The sequence below is a fragment of the Streptomyces sp. O3 genome (assembly GCF_054788135.1).
Genome location: NZ_JBTVYK010000024.1, coordinates 79,389 through 94,830 on the forward strand (window position 1 = coordinate 79,389; position 15,442 = coordinate 94,830).

Genomic DNA, 15,442 nt, shown 5'->3' on the forward strand with positions numbered 1-15,442 from the left:
CCGTGCAGGCGGACCCCGTCAACTCCCTGCGCCTCCCGGCCCGTTTCATGCGAAGCTGGGGCACATGAGCGTCGCAGCGTCTTCCGGGGGGATCGACCCCCGACTCTCCGTAACCCGCAGGATCGTCCTTCTCCGGCACGCGAAGGCCGACTGGCCCGAGGTCGCCGACCACGAGCGGCCGCTCGCCGAGCGTGGCCGCAAGGACGCGCCCGCCGCCGGTCGCAGGCTGGCCGCGAGCGGCATCGAATTCGACCTGGCCCTCTGCTCGACCGCGGCCAGGACCCGCGAGACGTGGAAGCTGGCCGTCCAGGAGCTGCCGCAGCGCCCCAAGACCGTCTACGAAGACCGGCTCTACGACGCCTCGCCCGGCGAACTGATCGCGGTGCTCAACGAAGTCCCGGAGTACGTCGACGACGTCCTGCTCATCGGCCACAATCCGGGCATGCAGGGCCTGGCCGACGTGCTGACCGGGGACTCGGAGGGCGACGCGCGGATCCGGATGGCCCGCCGCGGCTTCCCGACCTCGGCCCTGGCGATGCTCTCGTTCACCGGCCCCTGGAAGGCCGTCGAGCCCGGCACGACGACCCTCTTCGACTACTGGGCCCCGCACGAGGCCTGAGAGCGTCCGGGCGGACGACGGGGGTTCAGACAGGCTCTCCAGCACAGGCCCGCCGGACCAGCCGTACGCGGCCGGATCAGCCGTACGCGGCCGGACCAGCCGTACGCGGCCGGAGCAGCGATACGCGGCCGGGCCCCCTCCGCAGGGGGCCGGACCGCGTACGACACTCAGCTGTCGGCCGCCGCCTCCGCAGCCTCGACTTCTTCCACCTCTTCGCGCGTGACGCCCAGCAAATAGAGCACGGTGTCCAGGAAGGGGACGTTCACCGCGGTGTGCGCCGCCTCGCGCACCAGGGGCTTGGCGTTGAACGCGACCCCGAGCCCGGCGGCGTTGAGCATGTCGAGGTCGTTGGCTCCGTCACCGATCGCGACGGTCTGCGCCAGCGGAACCCCGGCCTCGGCCGCGAACCGGCGCAGCAGCCTGGCCTTGCCCGCGCGGTCCACGATCTCGCCGGTGACCCGGCCGGTCAGCTTCCCGTCGGCGATCTCCAGCGTGTTGGCGTGCGCGAAGTCGAGCCCGAGCCGCTCCTTGAGGTCATCCGTCACCTGAGTGAAGCCGCCGGAGACCACGCCCACCTGATAGCCGAGACGTTTCAGCGTACGGATCAGGGTGCGGGCGCCGGGTGTGAGCCGCACCTCGGTGCGGACCTTGTCCACCACCGACGCGTCGAGCCCCTCGAGCAGCGCGACGCGCGCGTGCAGCGACTGCTCGAAGTCCAGCTCTCCACGCATCGCCGCCGCCGTCACCTCGGCGACCTCGTCCTCACACCCGGCGTGCGCGGCGAACAGCTCGATGACCTCGTCCTGGATCAGCGTCGAGTCCACGTCCATGACGATCAGCCGCTGCGCGCGCCGGTGCAGCCCGGCCGACACCACCGCGACATCCACCCCGAGCGCCGCCGCCTCGGTGGCGAGCGCGGTGCGCAGAGGCTCCGTCCCGGTGCCGGACACCGCGAACTCGACGGCCGTGACGGGGTACTTGGCGAGCCGGAAGATCCGGTCGATGTTACCCCCGGTCGCGGTGATGCACGCGGCGATCGAGGCCGTGGACTCGGCGGTGAGCGGATGACCGAGCACGGTGACATGGGAACGGCCCGTGCCGCGCGGCCGGTTGTCGCCGGTCCCGGAGATGATCTCGGCCTGCATCTGGAGTGAGTCGGCCCAGCTGTGGACCGTGGACCGCAGCTCTCCCTCGGTCCCGACGGCCGGCTCGGTGACCAGCGCGCACAGCACTATCCGGCCACGGGTCACGACCTGCTCCAAGTCGACGACGTCGACGGAGAAGGCGGCGAGAGTGTCGAAGAGCCCGGCGGTGATCCCCGGCCGGTCCTTGCCGAAGATCTTGACGAGAAGAGTGGGGGCATCAGCGGTGTCTGGGGGCGTGGGTGCGCTCATGGTGATCCCACCGTATCCGGCCCCCGTGGCACGGGCGACGCCCTGTCCCATCTGCTGGACCGTCCGGCGTCCGAACGCATTCACCCAGGGCCTCCCGATAGCTGCCCTGATGCCCTATTAATGCCGATCCGTGGGCTCGACTTTCGGTCAGGGGGCTCTCCCTGAAATAGTTCCCCCCGATGTTCGACATCCTTAGACTCCCCGTGATGGGGCAAACCTCGGGGGACAACGCGTAGTGGGGCATGGAGTGCCGGAACTCGTACTGGAATTGAATGGCAGGACCTGGACGCTCGATCCGTCCCGGTCGTACACCCTCGGGCGGGATCCAGGGGGTGATGTGGTGATCGATGACGCGCGGGTCTCCTGGCGGCACGCCACCATCAGCTGGGGCGGCCGGAGCTGGGTCATCGAGGACCACGGCAGCACCAACGGCACCTTCGTGCAGAGCCAGCGGATCCATCACATGGAGATCGGCCCTGGCTCGGCCGTGCATCTCGGCAACGCCACCGACGGCCCGCGGGTGAACCTCACCGCCGCCGCCGCTGCCATGGCCCCACAGCAGGCCCAGCAGTACGCGCAGCAGCCGCAGCAGGGCCCCGCCGACTGGGCGGCCCAGCAGGGTAACGCGGACTGGGCGGCCCAGCAGGGCTACCAGCAGCAGGGGCACCAGCAGGCCCCGCAGCAGGTTCCGCCGCAGCAGGGCTGGCAGCAGCCCGCCCACCAGCAGCCCGTCCCCCCACAGCAGTCCCCGCAACAGCCGTCGCGGCAGACGCCGGGTGCGGGCGGCGGCGCCGCGGGAGCCTCGCCGGTCTACGGCGACCGCAGCCCCACGACCTTCCACCAGCTGGCACTCGGCCGCGTCATGCGGATCGGCCGTGCGCTGGAGAACGACCTGGTCGTCTCCGACCTCCAGGTCTCGCGCAACCACGCCGAGTTCCACGCCACGCCGGACGGCAAGTTCCAGATCCACGACCTCGGCTCGCACAACGGCACGTACGTCAACGGTGTGCCGATCGCCAAGTCCAGCACGGTCCTGATCGGCCCGAACGACATCGTCGGCGTCGGCCACTCGACCTTCCGCCTGGTCGGCAACCAGCTCGAGGAGTTCGTCGACACCGGTGACGTCTCCTTCTCGGCCCGCCACCTCACGGTCACCGTCGACGGCGGCAAGCAGATCCTCAAGGACGTCACCTTCGGCGTCCCGGAGAAGTCGCTGATCGGCGTCATCGGCCCCTCGGGCTCCGGCAAGTCGACCCTGCTCAAGGCGCTCACCGGCTACCGGCCCGCCGACCAGGGCGACGTCCTCTACGACAACCGCAGCCTCTACAAGCAGTTCGCCGAGCTACGCCAGCGCATCGGTCTGGTCCCGCAGGACGACATCCTGCACAAGGAGCTGACCGTCAAGAAGGCCCTCAAGTACGCGGCCAAGCTCCGCTTCCCCGGCGACACCGCCGAGGCCGAGCGCGAGGCCCGGATCGACGAGGTGCTGCGCGAGCTCAAGCTGGACATCCACAAGGAGAAGAAGGTCACCTCGCTCTCCGGCGGCCAGCGCAAGCGCGTGTCGGTCGCCCTGGAGCTGCTGACCAAGCCGTCGCTGATCTTCCTGGACGAGCCGACCTCGGGCCTCGATCCGGGCATGGACCGCGACGTCATGCAGCTGCTGCGCGGACTCGCCGACGACGGCCGCACCGTCCTGGTGGTCACCCACTCCGTGGCCGAACTGGCGCTCTGCGACAAGCTCCTGGTGATGGCGCCCGGCGGGGCGGTCGCCTACTTCGGCCCGCCCGACGAGGCCCTGAACTTCTTCGGCTACAGCACCTGGGCCGACGTCTTCTCCGCCTTCGAGAACTACCGCGACTACGACTGGGCGGGCCGCTGGAAGGGCTCCCAGCACTACCAGATGTACGCCGCGGACATCGACGCGGTCGCCGCGCAGCCGGTGCAGATGTCGCAGCAGCAGATGATCCCGCCCAAGCCCCAGGGCTGGGGCTCCCAGCTGCTGACCCTGATCAGACGCTATGCGTCGGTGATCGCCTCGGACCGGGGCTTCCTGGCCCTGATGGTGATCCTGCCCGCCGTACTGGGCGCGGTCAGCGTCGTCATCCCGACCGACTTCGACCTCAGACCGCCGCCGCCCGGCACGTTCAACAGCAACGCCGGCACGATCATGCTGATCCTCGCGGTCGGCATGTGCTTCGCGGGCGCCGCCAACTCGGTCCGCGAACTGATCAAGGAACGGGTCATCTACGAACGGGAACGGGCCACCGGCCTGTCCCGTTCCGCGTACCTGATGTCCAAGGTCATCGTCCTCGGCGTGATCACCGCCCTGCAGGGCGTGATCATCTGCGTCATCGGCTTCACCGGCCGGGACCTGCCCGAAGAGGGCATCGTGTTCACCAGCCTCCCGGCGGTCGAGCTGTGCGTGGTGATCAGCACCCTCGGTTTCACCTCGATGATGTTCGGCCTGATCATCTCCTCTCTGGTGAAGACCGCCGAGAAGACCATGCCGCTGCTCGTGATGTTCGCGATCGTCCAGGTCGTGTTCACCGGCGTGCTGTTCCAGATCTACGACTCCATCGGCGTCGAGCAGCTCGCCTGGCTGATGCCGTCCCGCTGGGCCATCGCCGGGGCGGCGGGCACCCTGCACCTGCAGACCGTGATGCCGCCGTGGGACCCGAAGAACCCGACCAACGTCGACCCGCTGTGGGAGTCCGCCGCCTCCCAGTGGATCACCAACGTCGGCGTGCTGATCGGCATGAGCGTAGTCCTGGCCTTCGTGGTGGCCCGGCTGCTGCGCCGCCACGAGCCCGAGGTCATGCGCAAGTAATCACCCGCGTACGACAGCGGTCGCACGCGTACGACGCCGACGGGCGGCACCCCAGCCGGGGTGCCGCCCGTCGGCGTCGTCGCGGTCCGCGGCGCTCAGTACGCGCCGTACACGTTGTCGATCGAGCCGTACCGGTCGGCCGCGTAGTTACAGGCGGCGACGATGTTGGCGACCGGGTGGTACAGGTCGCGCGGGGTACCCTTGACGTGGTATGCGTCGAACGTCGGCTGGATCACCTGGAGCAGCCCCTTGGACGGCACGCCGTTGCGGGCGTTGATGTCCCAGTTGTTGATGGCCCTCGGGTTGCCGCTCGACTCACGCATCACATTGCGGTGGATGCCCTCGTAGGTGCCCGGAATGCCCTTGGCCTTCATGATGGCCAGGGACTCACGAATCCAGCCGTCGAGGTTGTTGGCGTAGACCGGCTTGCGCGCGGCGGCACGGCTGGCCGCTTCCTTCTTCTCGCGCTCCTTCTTGGCCTTCGCCTCGGCTTCGGCCTTCGCCTTGGCCTTTGCCTTGGCCTTCGCCGCCCGCTCGGCCTTCTCCTTCGCGGCCTTCTCCTTGGCCGCCTTCTCCGCCTTCGCCTTGGCCTCGGCCTCGGCCTTCTTCTTGGCCTCCTGCTTCGCGGTGGCGAGGGCGTCGAGCGCGAGCTTGTCCTGGGCGGCCTGCTGCTTGGTCACGGCGGCCTGGGCCTTCTCGGAGGCGGTCCACGCCACGGGCGCGCTGGCGACCTCGGCGGTGGCGACCTGCTCCGCGTCGGCACCGCCCGGCGTCAGGGAGAACGCGAGGGCGGCGGCGCCGAAGGCGGCGACACCGGCGACCGAGAACTTGTGCCTCCGGGTCAGGGAAGACCTATGGCCAGGGATGCTGCGCTTGGACATGACGAACAGACCTCTTCGGATAGCGGAGATCGCTCTCGTACCGGAGGCATGAGGGCCGGAAAAACGCCGCGGCAGTGAACCGCGGCGCCGAGCGACGGCAGCCATTCTTAGCGGCGGCAAAAATGTGTGGCAAAGGTGTGACGTACGATCCCGTTTAGTGGATCAGGGGGACATAAAGAACCGCCGAAACCCTCCTCCGCCCAGCTCGCAGCCTCCCAAGGGATCAACTAGGGGGGCTCGTACGTGACGTGTGTCCTATGCGCGGGCTCACATCGAACACGTAACAGTCTCACCAGCTGTTGCTGAAGCAATTCATAGAGTGACGATCTGAGGGGTGGATCGGCGAGGGAGTTTGAAGACAGGGCCTAGGCCCCGCGGCCTACACCCTGAGCCGCCAAAGGTCCGATACGGCCCGCACGACCGCGCCGGTACGGTGAGCCCATGACCGACGGCCCCCCGACCGGCCTCACCGCGGTGAGCTCAGCCCTGCTGGCCATGAGCAGACACCTGGAGGTCCGCGACGTACTCAAGACGATCGTCGTCTCGGCCCGCGAACTCCTCGACGCCGAGTACGCCGCGCTCGGCGTGCCCGACGACCACGGGGGCTTCGCGCAGTTCGTGGTCGACGGCGTCAGCGACGAGCAGTGGAAGGCCATCGGCCCGCTGCCGCGCCAGCACGGCATCCTCGCGGCGATGCTGCACGAGGACGCCCCGCAGCGCCTCGGCGACGTACGCGACGACCCGCGCTTCGGGGGCTGGCCCGCCGCGCACCCGGAGATGTCCGACTTCCTCGGCCTGCCGGTCCGCGACGGCGACGAGACCATCGGCGCGCTCTTCCTCGCCAACAAGAACCGCCCCAAGCCGGAGGGCGGCTGCGGCTTCGACGAGAAGGACGAGGCGCTGCTCGGCATCCTCGCCCAGCACGCCGCGATCGCCCTCACCAACGCCCGCCTCTACGAGCGCAGCCGCGAGCTGACCATCGCCGAGGAACGCTCCCGGCTGGCCCACGAACTGCACGACGCCGTCAGCCAGAAACTCTTCTCGCTCCGGCTGACCGCCCAGGCCGCGGCGGCCCTGGTCGACCGCGACCCCGGCCGGGCCAAGGGCGAGCTCCAGCAGGTGGCCGCCCTGGCCGCGGACGCCGCCGACGAGCTGCGCGCCGCCGTCGTGGAGCTGCGCCCCGCCGCACTCGACGAGGACGGCCTGGTGGCGACCCTGCGCACACACGTCCAGGTGCTCGACCGCGCGCACGCGGCCCGTGTCACCTTCGCGTGCGCCGGTCTGCGCGCCCTGCCCGCCGCCCAGGAGGAGGCCATGCTGCGGGTGGCCCAGGAGGCCCTGCACAACGCGCTGCGCCACTCCGGCGCCGAGCACGTGTCCGTCCTGCTGGAACGGCGCGGGCCGGGCGCGGTCCTGCGCGTCACCGACGACGGCGGCGGCTTCGAGCCCAGCGAGGTCCGCCGCGCGGGCCGCCACCTCGGTCTGGTCTCGATGCGGGACCGGACCAGCGGCGTCGGCGGCTGGCTGACCGTGCAGTCGGAGCCCGGCAAGGGCACCACGATCGAGATGGAGGTACCCGGTGGCTGAGACCGTGCCCACCGCGAAGCCCGGCATCCGGGTGCTGCTGGTCGACGACCACCAGGTGGTACGCCGCGGCCTGCGGACGTTCCTGGAGATCCAGGACGACATCGAGGTCGTGGGGGAGGCGTCGGACGGCGCCGAAGGCGTCGCCAGCGCCGAGGAACTGCGCCCCGACGTCGTCCTGATGGACGTCAAGATGCCCGGCATGGACGGCGTCGAGGCGCTGCGCACACTGCGCGAGCGCGGCAACCCCGCCAAGATCCTGATCGTCACCAGCTTCACCGAGCAGCGCACCGTGGTCCCCGCGCTGCGCGCCGGAGCCGCCGGGTACGTCTACAAGGACGTCGACCCGGACGCGCTGGCCGGCGCCATCCGCTCGGTGCACGCCGGGCACGTCCTGCTCCAGCCCGAGGTGGCCGACGCGCTGCTCTCCCAGCAGGAGCACCAGGGCCCCCAGGGGCGCGGCGGCGCGCTGACCGAGCGGGAGCGCGAGGTACTCGGACTGATCGCCGACGGCCGGTCCAACCGGGAGATCGCCCGCGCCCTGGTGCTCTCCGAGAAGACCGTCAAGACCCACGTCTCCAACATCCTGATGAAACTGGACCTCGCCGACCGCACCCAGGCCGCGCTCTGGGCCGTACGACACGGTGTGACCGGCTGATCCGCGCTCCGGCGCACGCCGCCCGGAGCCGGACGGGAACGTCACCCTCCAAGCAGAGATTCATACTGTCGTGTAGATGTCCCCCGAATGGCGCAACCCGCGCGGCGTGCGGGCGTTCTCCAAGCGTGCTGCGGCGGCTGGCCGCGGCGATCGCTAGGAGGGCACAAGAAGTGAAGAACCTGAAGAAGGCCACCGCTGTCACCATGGTCGCGGGCGGGCTGCTGGCCGCTGGCGCGGGCGTGGCCTCCGCCACCGACGGCGCGCACGCGAACGGCCACGCCGTGAAGTCTCCGGGCGTCGGCTCCGGCAACGTCGTGCAGGCCCCGATCCACGTGCCGGTGAACGCCTGCGGCAACACCGTCAACGTCATCGGGCTGCTGAACCCCGCGTTCGGGAACCACTGCGCGAACCACTGATCGCCCTTCCCTCGATCAGTACCGACCGGCCCCCCGGACACCCTCCGGGGGGCCGGTCGCGTTCCTTTGCGCCATCCGGGCACAACCACCGCCCCGGACCGTGCCGTCCGAGGCGCCCGAGACGTTCTCCAGCGTGGCGACGCACCGACGGCGCCGCCGCTCAGCGAAGATCCGGACCCCCTCCCGGACCCGCACGGAAGGAACACCCCATGAGCATCGCCAAGAAGACCGGGCTGGTCTTCGCCACCGCCTCGCTCGCCGCGGGCGCCTCGGCAGGCGCCGCGGTCGCCGACGCCGGCGCCCAGGGCCACACGGCCCACTCGCCGGGCGTAGGCTCCGGCAACCTGCTCCAGATCCCGGTCCACGTCCCGATCAACTTCAGCGGCAACACCGGCACCCTGATCGGCGGCCTCAACCCGGCCTTCGGCAACACCGCGGTGAACGACTGACACCGACAGGCCACCCCCCCTCGCAGGGCCCCGCGCCCCAACGGCCCGCGGGGCCCTGCGCGTTCCGGGGGGACCGGCCCTAACGGACCCCGCGCTCCCGCTCCTCCACATACGCGTTGTACGCCGCCACCCGCGCCCGGCGCGCGGTCCGCTCCACCGGACGCAGCGCCTGCGCCCGCGCCGCCATCTGCGACGCGCTCACCGCACCGCCGTGCCCGTGCTCGTACGCCACCGAGATCAGCAGCCCCATCCGCTGCGCCAGCTCCAACACCCGTACCGCGCGCGGCGGATACCCCGGCGCCAGCAGCTCGCGCCCGCGCTCGGCGCGCGCCCGGTACGCGTCCGCCGCCGCCTCCGAGACCGGCCCCGAACCCGCCACATCCAGCCGCGCGAGCACCTCCGTCGCCTCCCGCATCGCCTCCGCCAGCTCCCGCTCGGCCTCACCGAGCGACGGCACGTCGGCCGGCGGCGCGTCCCGTACGGGCAGGCAGTGCCAGACCACCTCCACCCGCACATCACCCTCGGGGCCGACCTCGTACACCTCGGGCACCAGACCCAGCGCGGCCCCCCGGCAGATCACCGCCTCCTCGGCCTCCAACGCCCGCGCGTTGAACTCCGGCGGCCCGCTCAGCCCCAGCGGGTGCCCCGGCGCGGGCAGCGCGACCAGCAGCCCCGACACACCCAGGGCCCGCAGCCGCCCCAGCGCGAGCGAAAGACCGACCCGCCCCGACTCGCCCGGCAGGCCGTCCACCCGGTGGACCGCGTCATCGCCGACGACGGCCGACACCGCGTCATCCGGCGACACAAGTCCCGCAATAAGGGCATTTCCCCAAGAGGCCAACCGGCCCGATCGTGGTTCCGTGAGCATGGACACCAGCCTAAGGACCGGACTGGCGACGGACCCGGCCGGTCGGTGGCGTAGGTTTTCCCTGGGGGCGGCGTCCACAGACGCACGCGAGATCCGAGACTGCAATGGGAGACAACGCGCTCATGAGCGATGTTCTGGAGCTGGTGGACGTATCCGTGGTCCGCGAGGGCCGGGCTCTGGTGGACCAGGTCTCCTGGTCGGTCAAGGAGGGGGAGCGCTGGGCCGTCCTCGGCCCGAACGGCGCGGGCAAGACGACACTGCTCAACGTCGCCTCCAGCTACCTCTTCCCGACCAAGGGCACCGCCACCGTCCTCGGCGACACCCTCGGCAAGGTCGACGTCTTCGAACTGCGCCCCCGCATCGGCATGGCCGGGATCGCCCTGGCCGACAAGCTGCCCAAGCGGCAGACGGTCCTGGAGACGGTGCTCACCGCCGCGTACGGCATGACCGCCACCTGGCACGAGGACTACGAGGCCGTCGACGAGCAGCGCGCCCGCGCCTTCCTGGACCGGCTCGGCATGTCCGACTACCTGGACCGCAGGTTCGGCACCCTCTCCGAGGGCGAGCGCAAGCGCACCATGATCGCCCGCGCGCTGATGACCGACCCCGAACTCCTCCTCCTCGACGAGCCCGCGGCCGGACTCGACCTCGGCGGCCGCGAGGATCTGGTACGCCGCCTGGGCCGCCTCGCCCGCGACCCGATCGCCCCCTCGATGGTGATGGTCACCCACCACGTCGAGGAGATCGCCCCCGGCTTCACCCACGTCCTGATGATCCGTCAGGGCAAGGTGCTCGCCGCGGGACCGATCGAGCTCGAACTCAACGCCCGCAACCTCTCCCGGTGCTTCGGCCTCCCGCTGGTCGTCGAGCGGAACGGCGACCGCTGGACCGCCCAGGGCCTGCCGATGGACTGAACCCGGCCCCCACCGGGACGACAGCGGACCCACACCGGACGACGGCGGACCCACACCGGACGACGGCGGATCGCGCCCTGTCTCAGGGCAGCCCGCGCAACTACCATGAGCGTGTGGACATCGACGCGTGGGTGTGGTGGCTGGTCGCGGCCTTCGGACTCGGAATCCCGCTGGTCCTGACGGCCATGCCGGAGTTCGGCATGTTCGCCGTCGGCGCCGTCGCCGCCGCCGTGACCGCGGGACTCGGCGGCGGAGTCGTCCTCCAGGTCGTCGTCTTCGTCGTCGTCTCGGTCGCGCTGATCGCCGTCGTACGTCCGATCGCCGCCAGGCACCGAGCCCAAGGCCCCCGGCTCCCCACCGGGGTGGACGCGCTGAAGGGGAAACAGGCGGTCGTCCTGGAACGCGTCGACAGCGAGGGCGGCGGCCGGGTCAAGCTCGCCGGCGAGATCTGGTCGGCCCGCCCCCTGGACACCGGCCAGAGCTTCGAGGTCGGCCAGCGAGTGGACGTCATCGAGATCGACGGCGCCACCGCGGTCGTCATGTGATCTGCCAAGTGACCGGATTCCCCCACGCACCGCGCAGCGGTCTGACAGACTCGACCATCAAGATCTTCTAGAGCTCGAAGGGCACGGGGAGCGCGATGCAACCGATCATCATCGTCCTCATCATCCTGGTGGTGTTGGTCTTCATCGCCCTGGTCAAGACGGTCCAGGTGATCCCACAGGCCAGCGCCGCCATCGTCGAGCGCTTCGGCCGCTACACCCGCACACTCAACGCCGGCCTGAACATCGTCGTCCCGTTCATCGACACGGTCCGCAACCGCGTCGACCTCAGAGAACAGGTCGTCCCCTTCCCGCCCCAGCCGGTGATCACCCAGGACAACCTGGTGGTCAACATCGACACCGTCATCTACTACCAGGTCACCGAGGCCCGCGCGGCGACCTACGAGGTCGCCAGCTACATCCAGGCGATCGAACAGCTCACCGTCACCACCCTGCGCAACATCATCGGCGGCATGGACCTCGAACGGACCCTGACCTCCCGCGAGGAGATCAACGCCGCGCTGCGCGGAGTCCTTGACGAGGCCACCGGCAAGTGGGGCATCCGCGTCAACCGCGTCGAGCTCAAGGCGATCGAACCGCCCACCTCCATCCAGGACTCGATGGAGAAGCAGATGCGTGCTGACCGGGACAAGCGCGCCGCGATCCTCCAGGCCGAAGGCGTCCGCCAGTCCGAGATCCTGCGCGCCGAAGGCGAGAAGCAGTCCGCCATCCTGCGCGCCGAAGGCGAGGCCAAGGCCGCCGCGCTCCGCGCCGAGGGCGAGGCCCAGGCCATCCGTACGGTCTTCGAATCCATCCACGCGGGCGACCCGGACCAGAAGCTCCTGTCCTACCAGTACCTCCAGATGCTCCCGAAGATCGCCGAAGGCGACGCCAACAAGCTCTGGATCGTGCCCAGCGAGATCGGCGACGCCCTCAAGGGCCTCGGCGGCGCCCTCGGTAACTTCGGCCCGCTGGGCGGCGGCGCGGCAGGCGCCGGCGGCCCCGCCGCACCCAGCGTCGAGCGCCGCGAACAGCCCCCGCTCGACTGACACTTACGCGGGACCCATGGCACTTACGCGGGATCCCACGCGGCCGAACGCGCGTGGCCGACCTACGCGGCGGCGGGCTGCGCGACGGCGGGCCGCGGCAGCCAGTCCGGCAGCGCGGACCGGTCACCGGCGGTGAGCTGCAACAGCATCGCGTCCCCCGGCGTCGGCACGAACGGCTGGAAGAGCAGCGGCATCCCCGCCTGCTCGGGCGTCCGGTCCGCCTTACGGTGATTGTCCACCGCGCACGAGGCCACCGTGTTCAACCACGCGTCCGTACCGCCCTGCGAACGCGGCACCACATGGTCCACGGTCGTGGCCCGCCGCCCGCAGTAAGCGCACCGATGCCCGTCCCGTACGAGCACACCCCGCCGCGTCCACGGGGCCTGTCTTCGGAACGGCACCCGGACGAACCGGCACAACCTGATCACCCGAGGCGCCGGAAGATCCACCTCCGCCGCCCGCATCCGCAGCACGGGGTGGGCCTGCTCGACGACGGCCTTGTCCTGCATCACCAGGACGACGGCACGCCGCAGCGACACCGTCGACAGCGGCTCGAAGCTCGCGTTGAGCACCAGCGTGTCCCGCATTTCGCCCACCCTCCCGTGCACACCTGCCCACCCCACGGCGGACGGGGATCAACCTGGGATCAACTCTGGCCGGGTGCGCCGTCGCGGACAACGCAATAAAAAATGCCCGCCCCCGATCACTTCCATGACCAGGGGCGGGCGAACAGCGGTCGAACGCTCAGCCAACGGCGGGAGCCGTGTACTCGCCGACCAGCTGCGCACGCGCCAGCGTGTGGAACCGCAGATTGAACCCCACCGCCGCGGGCGAGGTGTCCGCGTCGGGACCGAGCTTCTCCTGGTCCACCGCGTACACCGTGAAGACATAGCGGTGCGGACCGTCACCCGGCGGCGGCGCCGCACCGCCGAAGTCCCTGCTCCCGTAGTCGTTGCGCGCGTGCACCGCGCCCTGCGGCAGCCCGTCGAACTTCCCGCTGCCCGCACCGGCGGGCAGTTCGGTCACCGAGGCCGGAAGGTCGAACAGCACCCAGTGCCAGAAACCGCTCCCGGTAGGAGCGTCCGGGTCGAAACAGGTCACCGCGAAGCTCTTCGTCTCCGCGGGGAACCCCTCCCAGCGCAGCTGCGGCGAGATGTTCCCACCGGACAGCACCTGCGCGTCCCCCAGCACCTCATCCGGCGCCACATCCTCGCTCAGCACCGTGAACGACGGCACCGGGGGCAGGAACTCATGCGGAAGCGGGGGCCTCTTGTCAGTCATGTCAGTTCCTCCGGTACGGCGGTCATGTACGACAGTCATCGTACAACAGAATCGTACGATGACTGCCGTATGACGGTCATGTTTGCGGCGCCGAGCCTAGAACCAGTTCCGCTTGCCGCCGACCTCCGACAGCCACTGGTTGAGGTAGCCCGCCCAGTCGGTCCCCTGGAAGTCGTGCAGCCCGACCTCGAAAGTCCGGAACGAGTCGCTGCCCTCGGTGAACAGCCCGCCCTTCTTGTCCATCTCCAGGACGACGTCCATCGCGTTACCGTCCGCGACGAACGACAACTCCACCTCGTTCAGGCCGCGGTACTGCTCCGGCGCGAAGAACTCGATCTCCTGGTAGAACGGCAGCTGCTGCCGCGTCCCCCGGATGTGGCCGCGCTCCATGTCGGCGCTCTTGAACTGGAAGCCCAGCTGCGCGAAGGCCTCCAGGATCGCGTGCTGCGCGGGCAGCGGGTGGACGTTGACCGGGTCCAGGTCACCCGAGTCCACGGCACGGGCGATCGCCAGCTCGGTGGTCACACCGATGTTCATCCCCGGCAGACGCACCTGGCCGAAGTTGGTGATCGGGGTCTCCCAGGGGATCTCCAGACCGAACGGCACCGAGTGCACCGCGTTCGCCTGCAGGGTGAAGGCCCCGCCCAGCTGGACCTTGGTGAACTCGATGTCCTGCTTGAACTCCTCGCCGTCCCGCTCGACCTCGACCCGCGCCTGCAGGCCGACCGACAGACCCTGGATCTCCTGGTCGACGGACCCGCCCTGAATCCGCACCTCGCCCTGGACGACCCCACCCGGTACGACGTTGTCCTCGGTCAGCACCGTCTCGACCGAGGCGCCCCCGGCACCCAGACTCGCAAGCAGCTTCTTGAACGCCATGTGTCTGTCTCTCCTCCCATGCCATGCCCGTCAGTTGAACTAGGCTCGCATCCCATGATCGCGGCCCCCGACCGTACGCCTCTCGCCCGAGACTTCTTCGACCGCCCCGTCCTCGAGGTGGCCGTCGACCTCCTGGGCCGCACGCTGGTACGCCGTACCCCCGACGGCCCGATCGAACTCCGCATCACCGAAGTCGAGGCCTACGCGGGCCCGTCCGACCCCGGCTCACACGCGTATCGTGGCAGAACCGCCCGCAACGGCGTCATGTTCGGCCCGCCGGGCCACGCGTACGTCTACTTCACGTACGGCATGTGGCACTGCCTCAACGTGGTCTGCGGCCCAACGGACACGGCCAGCGGGGTACTGCTGCGCGCGGGAGAGATCATCGTCGGCGCCGACCTCGCCCGGCAACGTCGGCAATCAGCCCGCAACGACAGGGAACTGGCCAAAGGTCCCGCCCGGCTCGCCACCGCCCTGGACGTGGACCGCGCACTCGACGGCACCGATCTCTGCGCGGGTCCCGACACCCCTCTCGCCGTACTCGCGGGCACCCCCACCCCATCCGACCAGGTACGCAGCGGTCCCCGCACGGGAGTCTCCGGCGAGGGCGGCGTGCACCCCTGGCGCTTCTGGGTCGCCAACGACCCAACGGTGAGCCCCTATCGGCCGCATGTACCCCGGCGCCGTCGAACTTGACGCGCCCCACGGGGATCCGTAATGTAGCCCGAGCCGCTTGAACCGGGTACTGCCTCTGACAGCAGCCGGAAGCGGCCATCCACTACCTACGATCAAACCCTTGGCGGGGTCGAATTTCGCGTGCCGAAATTCGTACTCGTGCGGTGTCCGTACGACTCGATTATGAGTTGCCGAGGGAATCCGCTAACGTAGTGGAGCGCCGGAAAGGGAAACGCGAGAGCGGGAACCGGGAAGGCGCCGAGGAAATCGGACACGAAAGAGTCTGATAGAGTCGGAAACGCAAGAACGAAACACCGAAGGGAAGCGCCCGGAGGAAAGCCCAGGGAACTGGGTGAGTACAAAGGAAGCGTCCGTTCCTTGAGAACTCAACAGTGTGCCAAAAGTC

General features: G+C 69.9%; 16 protein-coding genes. 10 read left to right on the forward strand and 6 right to left on the reverse strand.

The window, feature by feature from the left end; all coding sequences use genetic code 11:
* The first annotated feature begins 64 nt into the window (after positions 1-64).
* Positions 65-619: a SixA phosphatase family protein gene (locus tag ACX6XY_RS14430; protein WP_460330112.1), complete on the forward strand. Its 555-nt coding sequence runs from the start codon at positions 65-67 to the stop codon at positions 617-619.
* Positions 620-786: 167 nt separating this feature from the next.
* Here the strand turns inward: ACX6XY_RS14430 and serB are convergent, their stop codons facing one another.
* A complete protein-coding gene (serB, locus tag ACX6XY_RS14435; RefSeq protein ID WP_460330114.1) occupies positions 787-2,013 on the reverse strand; it encodes a phosphoserine phosphatase SerB in 1,227 nt (408 codons plus the stop codon).
* Positions 2,014-2,248: 235 nt separating this feature from the next.
* Here serB and ACX6XY_RS14440 point away from each other — a divergent pair, with 235 nt between their 5' ends.
* A complete protein-coding gene (locus ACX6XY_RS14440) occupies positions 2,249-4,840 on the forward strand; it encodes an ABC transporter ATP-binding protein/permease (protein ID WP_460330116.1) in 2,592 nt (863 codons plus the stop codon).
* A gap of 95 nt (positions 4,841-4,935) precedes the next feature.
* Here the strand turns inward: ACX6XY_RS14440 and ACX6XY_RS14445 are convergent, their stop codons facing one another.
* On the reverse strand, positions 4,936-5,721 hold the full coding sequence (locus ACX6XY_RS14445; protein WP_460330118.1) for a transglycosylase SLT domain-containing protein: 786 nt from the start codon (positions 5,719-5,721) through the stop codon (positions 4,936-4,938).
* 441 nt (positions 5,722-6,162) lie between these two features.
* On the opposite strand from ACX6XY_RS14445, the gene ACX6XY_RS14450 reads away from it, so the two are divergent.
* From ACX6XY_RS14450 to ACX6XY_RS14465, 4 genes are all read left to right on the forward strand, one after another.
* Entirely contained in the window at positions 6,163-7,308 is a 1,146-nt protein-coding gene (locus ACX6XY_RS14450) for a GAF domain-containing sensor histidine kinase (protein ID WP_460330120.1), read from the forward strand.
* Entirely contained in the window at positions 7,301-7,963 is a 663-nt protein-coding gene (locus ACX6XY_RS14455) for a response regulator (RefSeq protein ID WP_460330122.1), read from the forward strand. The genes ACX6XY_RS14450 and ACX6XY_RS14455 overlap by 8 nt, the downstream gene beginning before the upstream one ends.
* A 170-nt stretch (positions 7,964-8,133) precedes the next feature.
* On the forward strand, positions 8,134-8,379 hold the full coding sequence (locus tag ACX6XY_RS14460) for a chaplin (protein WP_460330124.1): 246 nt from the start codon (positions 8,134-8,136) through the stop codon (positions 8,377-8,379).
* Positions 8,380-8,588: 209 nt separating this feature from the next.
* Positions 8,589-8,828 (forward strand): chaplin, encoded by a 240-nt coding sequence (locus tag ACX6XY_RS14465; protein WP_460330126.1) that lies wholly within the window; start codon positions 8,589-8,591, stop codon positions 8,826-8,828.
* 79 nt (positions 8,829-8,907) lie between these two features.
* Here the strand turns inward: ACX6XY_RS14465 and ACX6XY_RS14470 are convergent, their stop codons facing one another.
* Positions 8,908-9,696, reverse strand: a complete 789-nt coding sequence (locus ACX6XY_RS14470) for a hypothetical protein (RefSeq protein WP_460330128.1) — start codon at positions 9,694-9,696, stop codon at positions 8,908-8,910.
* Between the two features lie 122 nt (positions 9,697-9,818).
* Between ACX6XY_RS14470 and ACX6XY_RS14475 the strand changes: the two genes are divergently transcribed.
* From ACX6XY_RS14475 to ACX6XY_RS14485, 3 genes are all read left to right on the forward strand, one after another.
* The gene (locus ACX6XY_RS14475; protein WP_460330130.1) at positions 9,819-10,610 is read left to right on the forward strand and encodes an ABC transporter ATP-binding protein; all 792 of its coding nucleotides are present in this window, start codon (positions 9,819-9,821) and stop codon (positions 10,608-10,610) included.
* A 113-nt stretch (positions 10,611-10,723) separates the two neighbouring features.
* The gene (locus ACX6XY_RS14480) at positions 10,724-11,155 is read left to right on the forward strand and encodes an NfeD family protein (protein ID WP_460330132.1); all 432 of its coding nucleotides are present in this window, start codon (positions 10,724-10,726) and stop codon (positions 11,153-11,155) included.
* 95 nt (positions 11,156-11,250) lie between these two features.
* Positions 11,251-12,201 carry an SPFH domain-containing protein gene (locus tag ACX6XY_RS14485; protein WP_460330134.1) on the forward strand — a complete coding sequence of 317 codons (951 nt, stop codon included), beginning with the start codon at positions 11,251-11,253 and terminating at the stop codon, positions 12,199-12,201.
* A 62-nt stretch (positions 12,202-12,263) separates the two neighbouring features.
* Here ACX6XY_RS14485 and ACX6XY_RS14490 read toward each other — a convergent pair whose 3' ends face one another.
* The 3 genes from ACX6XY_RS14490 to ACX6XY_RS14500 all read right to left on the reverse strand — a co-directional run bounded on the left by ACX6XY_RS14490 (position 12,264) and on the right by ACX6XY_RS14500 (position 14,361).
* The gene (locus ACX6XY_RS14490; RefSeq protein ID WP_460330136.1) at positions 12,264-12,788 is read right to left on the reverse strand and encodes an HNH endonuclease; all 525 of its coding nucleotides are present in this window, start codon (positions 12,786-12,788) and stop codon (positions 12,264-12,266) included.
* Positions 12,789-12,945: 157 nt separating this feature from the next.
* Entirely contained in the window at positions 12,946-13,482 is a 537-nt protein-coding gene (locus ACX6XY_RS14495) for a YbhB/YbcL family Raf kinase inhibitor-like protein (RefSeq protein WP_460330138.1), read from the reverse strand.
* 96 nt (positions 13,483-13,578) lie between these two features.
* Positions 13,579-14,361 (reverse strand): sporulation protein, encoded by a 783-nt coding sequence (locus ACX6XY_RS14500; RefSeq protein ID WP_460330140.1) that lies wholly within the window; start codon positions 14,359-14,361, stop codon positions 13,579-13,581.
* Between the two features lie 54 nt (positions 14,362-14,415).
* Between ACX6XY_RS14500 and ACX6XY_RS14505 the strand changes: the two genes are divergently transcribed.
* On the forward strand, positions 14,416-15,057 hold the full coding sequence (locus tag ACX6XY_RS14505; protein WP_460330142.1) for a DNA-3-methyladenine glycosylase: 642 nt from the start codon (positions 14,416-14,418) through the stop codon (positions 15,055-15,057).
* The last annotated feature ends 385 nt before the right edge of the window (positions 15,058-15,442 follow it).

Excerpts from the sequence above, each read along its gene's own strand:
- ACX6XY_RS14475 (WP_460330130.1), top strand. The coding sequence starts at position 9,819 with ATGAGCGATGTTCTGGAGCTGGTGGACGTATCCGTGGTCCGCGAGGGC.
- ACX6XY_RS14485 (WP_460330134.1), top strand. The coding sequence starts at position 11,251 with ATGCAACCGATCATCATCGTCCTCATCATCCTGGTGGTGTTGGTCTTC.
- ACX6XY_RS14445 (WP_460330118.1), bottom strand. The coding sequence starts at position 5,721 with ATGTCCAAGCGCAGCATCCCTGGCCATAGGTCTTCCCTGACCCGGAGG.
- ACX6XY_RS14450 (WP_460330120.1), top strand. The coding sequence starts at position 6,163 with ATGACCGACGGCCCCCCGACCGGCCTCACCGCGGTGAGCTCAGCCCTG.
- ACX6XY_RS14430 (WP_460330112.1), top strand. The coding sequence starts at position 65 with ATGAGCGTCGCAGCGTCTTCCGGGGGGATCGACCCCCGACTCTCCGTA.
- ACX6XY_RS14505 (WP_460330142.1), top strand. The coding sequence starts at position 14,416 with ATGATCGCGGCCCCCGACCGTACGCCTCTCGCCCGAGACTTCTTCGAC.
- ACX6XY_RS14465 (WP_460330126.1), top strand. The coding sequence starts at position 8,589 with ATGAGCATCGCCAAGAAGACCGGGCTGGTCTTCGCCACCGCCTCGCTC.
- serB (WP_460330114.1), bottom strand. The coding sequence starts at position 2,013 with ATGAGCGCACCCACGCCCCCAGACACCGCTGATGCCCCCACTCTTCTC.
- ACX6XY_RS14500 (WP_460330140.1), bottom strand. The coding sequence starts at position 14,361 with ATGGCGTTCAAGAAGCTGCTTGCGAGTCTGGGTGCCGGGGGCGCCTCG.
- ACX6XY_RS14495 (WP_460330138.1), bottom strand. The coding sequence starts at position 13,482 with ATGACTGACAAGAGGCCCCCGCTTCCGCATGAGTTCCTGCCCCCGGTG.
- ACX6XY_RS14470 (WP_460330128.1), bottom strand. The coding sequence starts at position 9,696 with ATGCTCACGGAACCACGATCGGGCCGGTTGGCCTCTTGGGGAAATGCC.
- ACX6XY_RS14490 (WP_460330136.1), bottom strand. The coding sequence starts at position 12,788 with ATGCGGGACACGCTGGTGCTCAACGCGAGCTTCGAGCCGCTGTCGACG.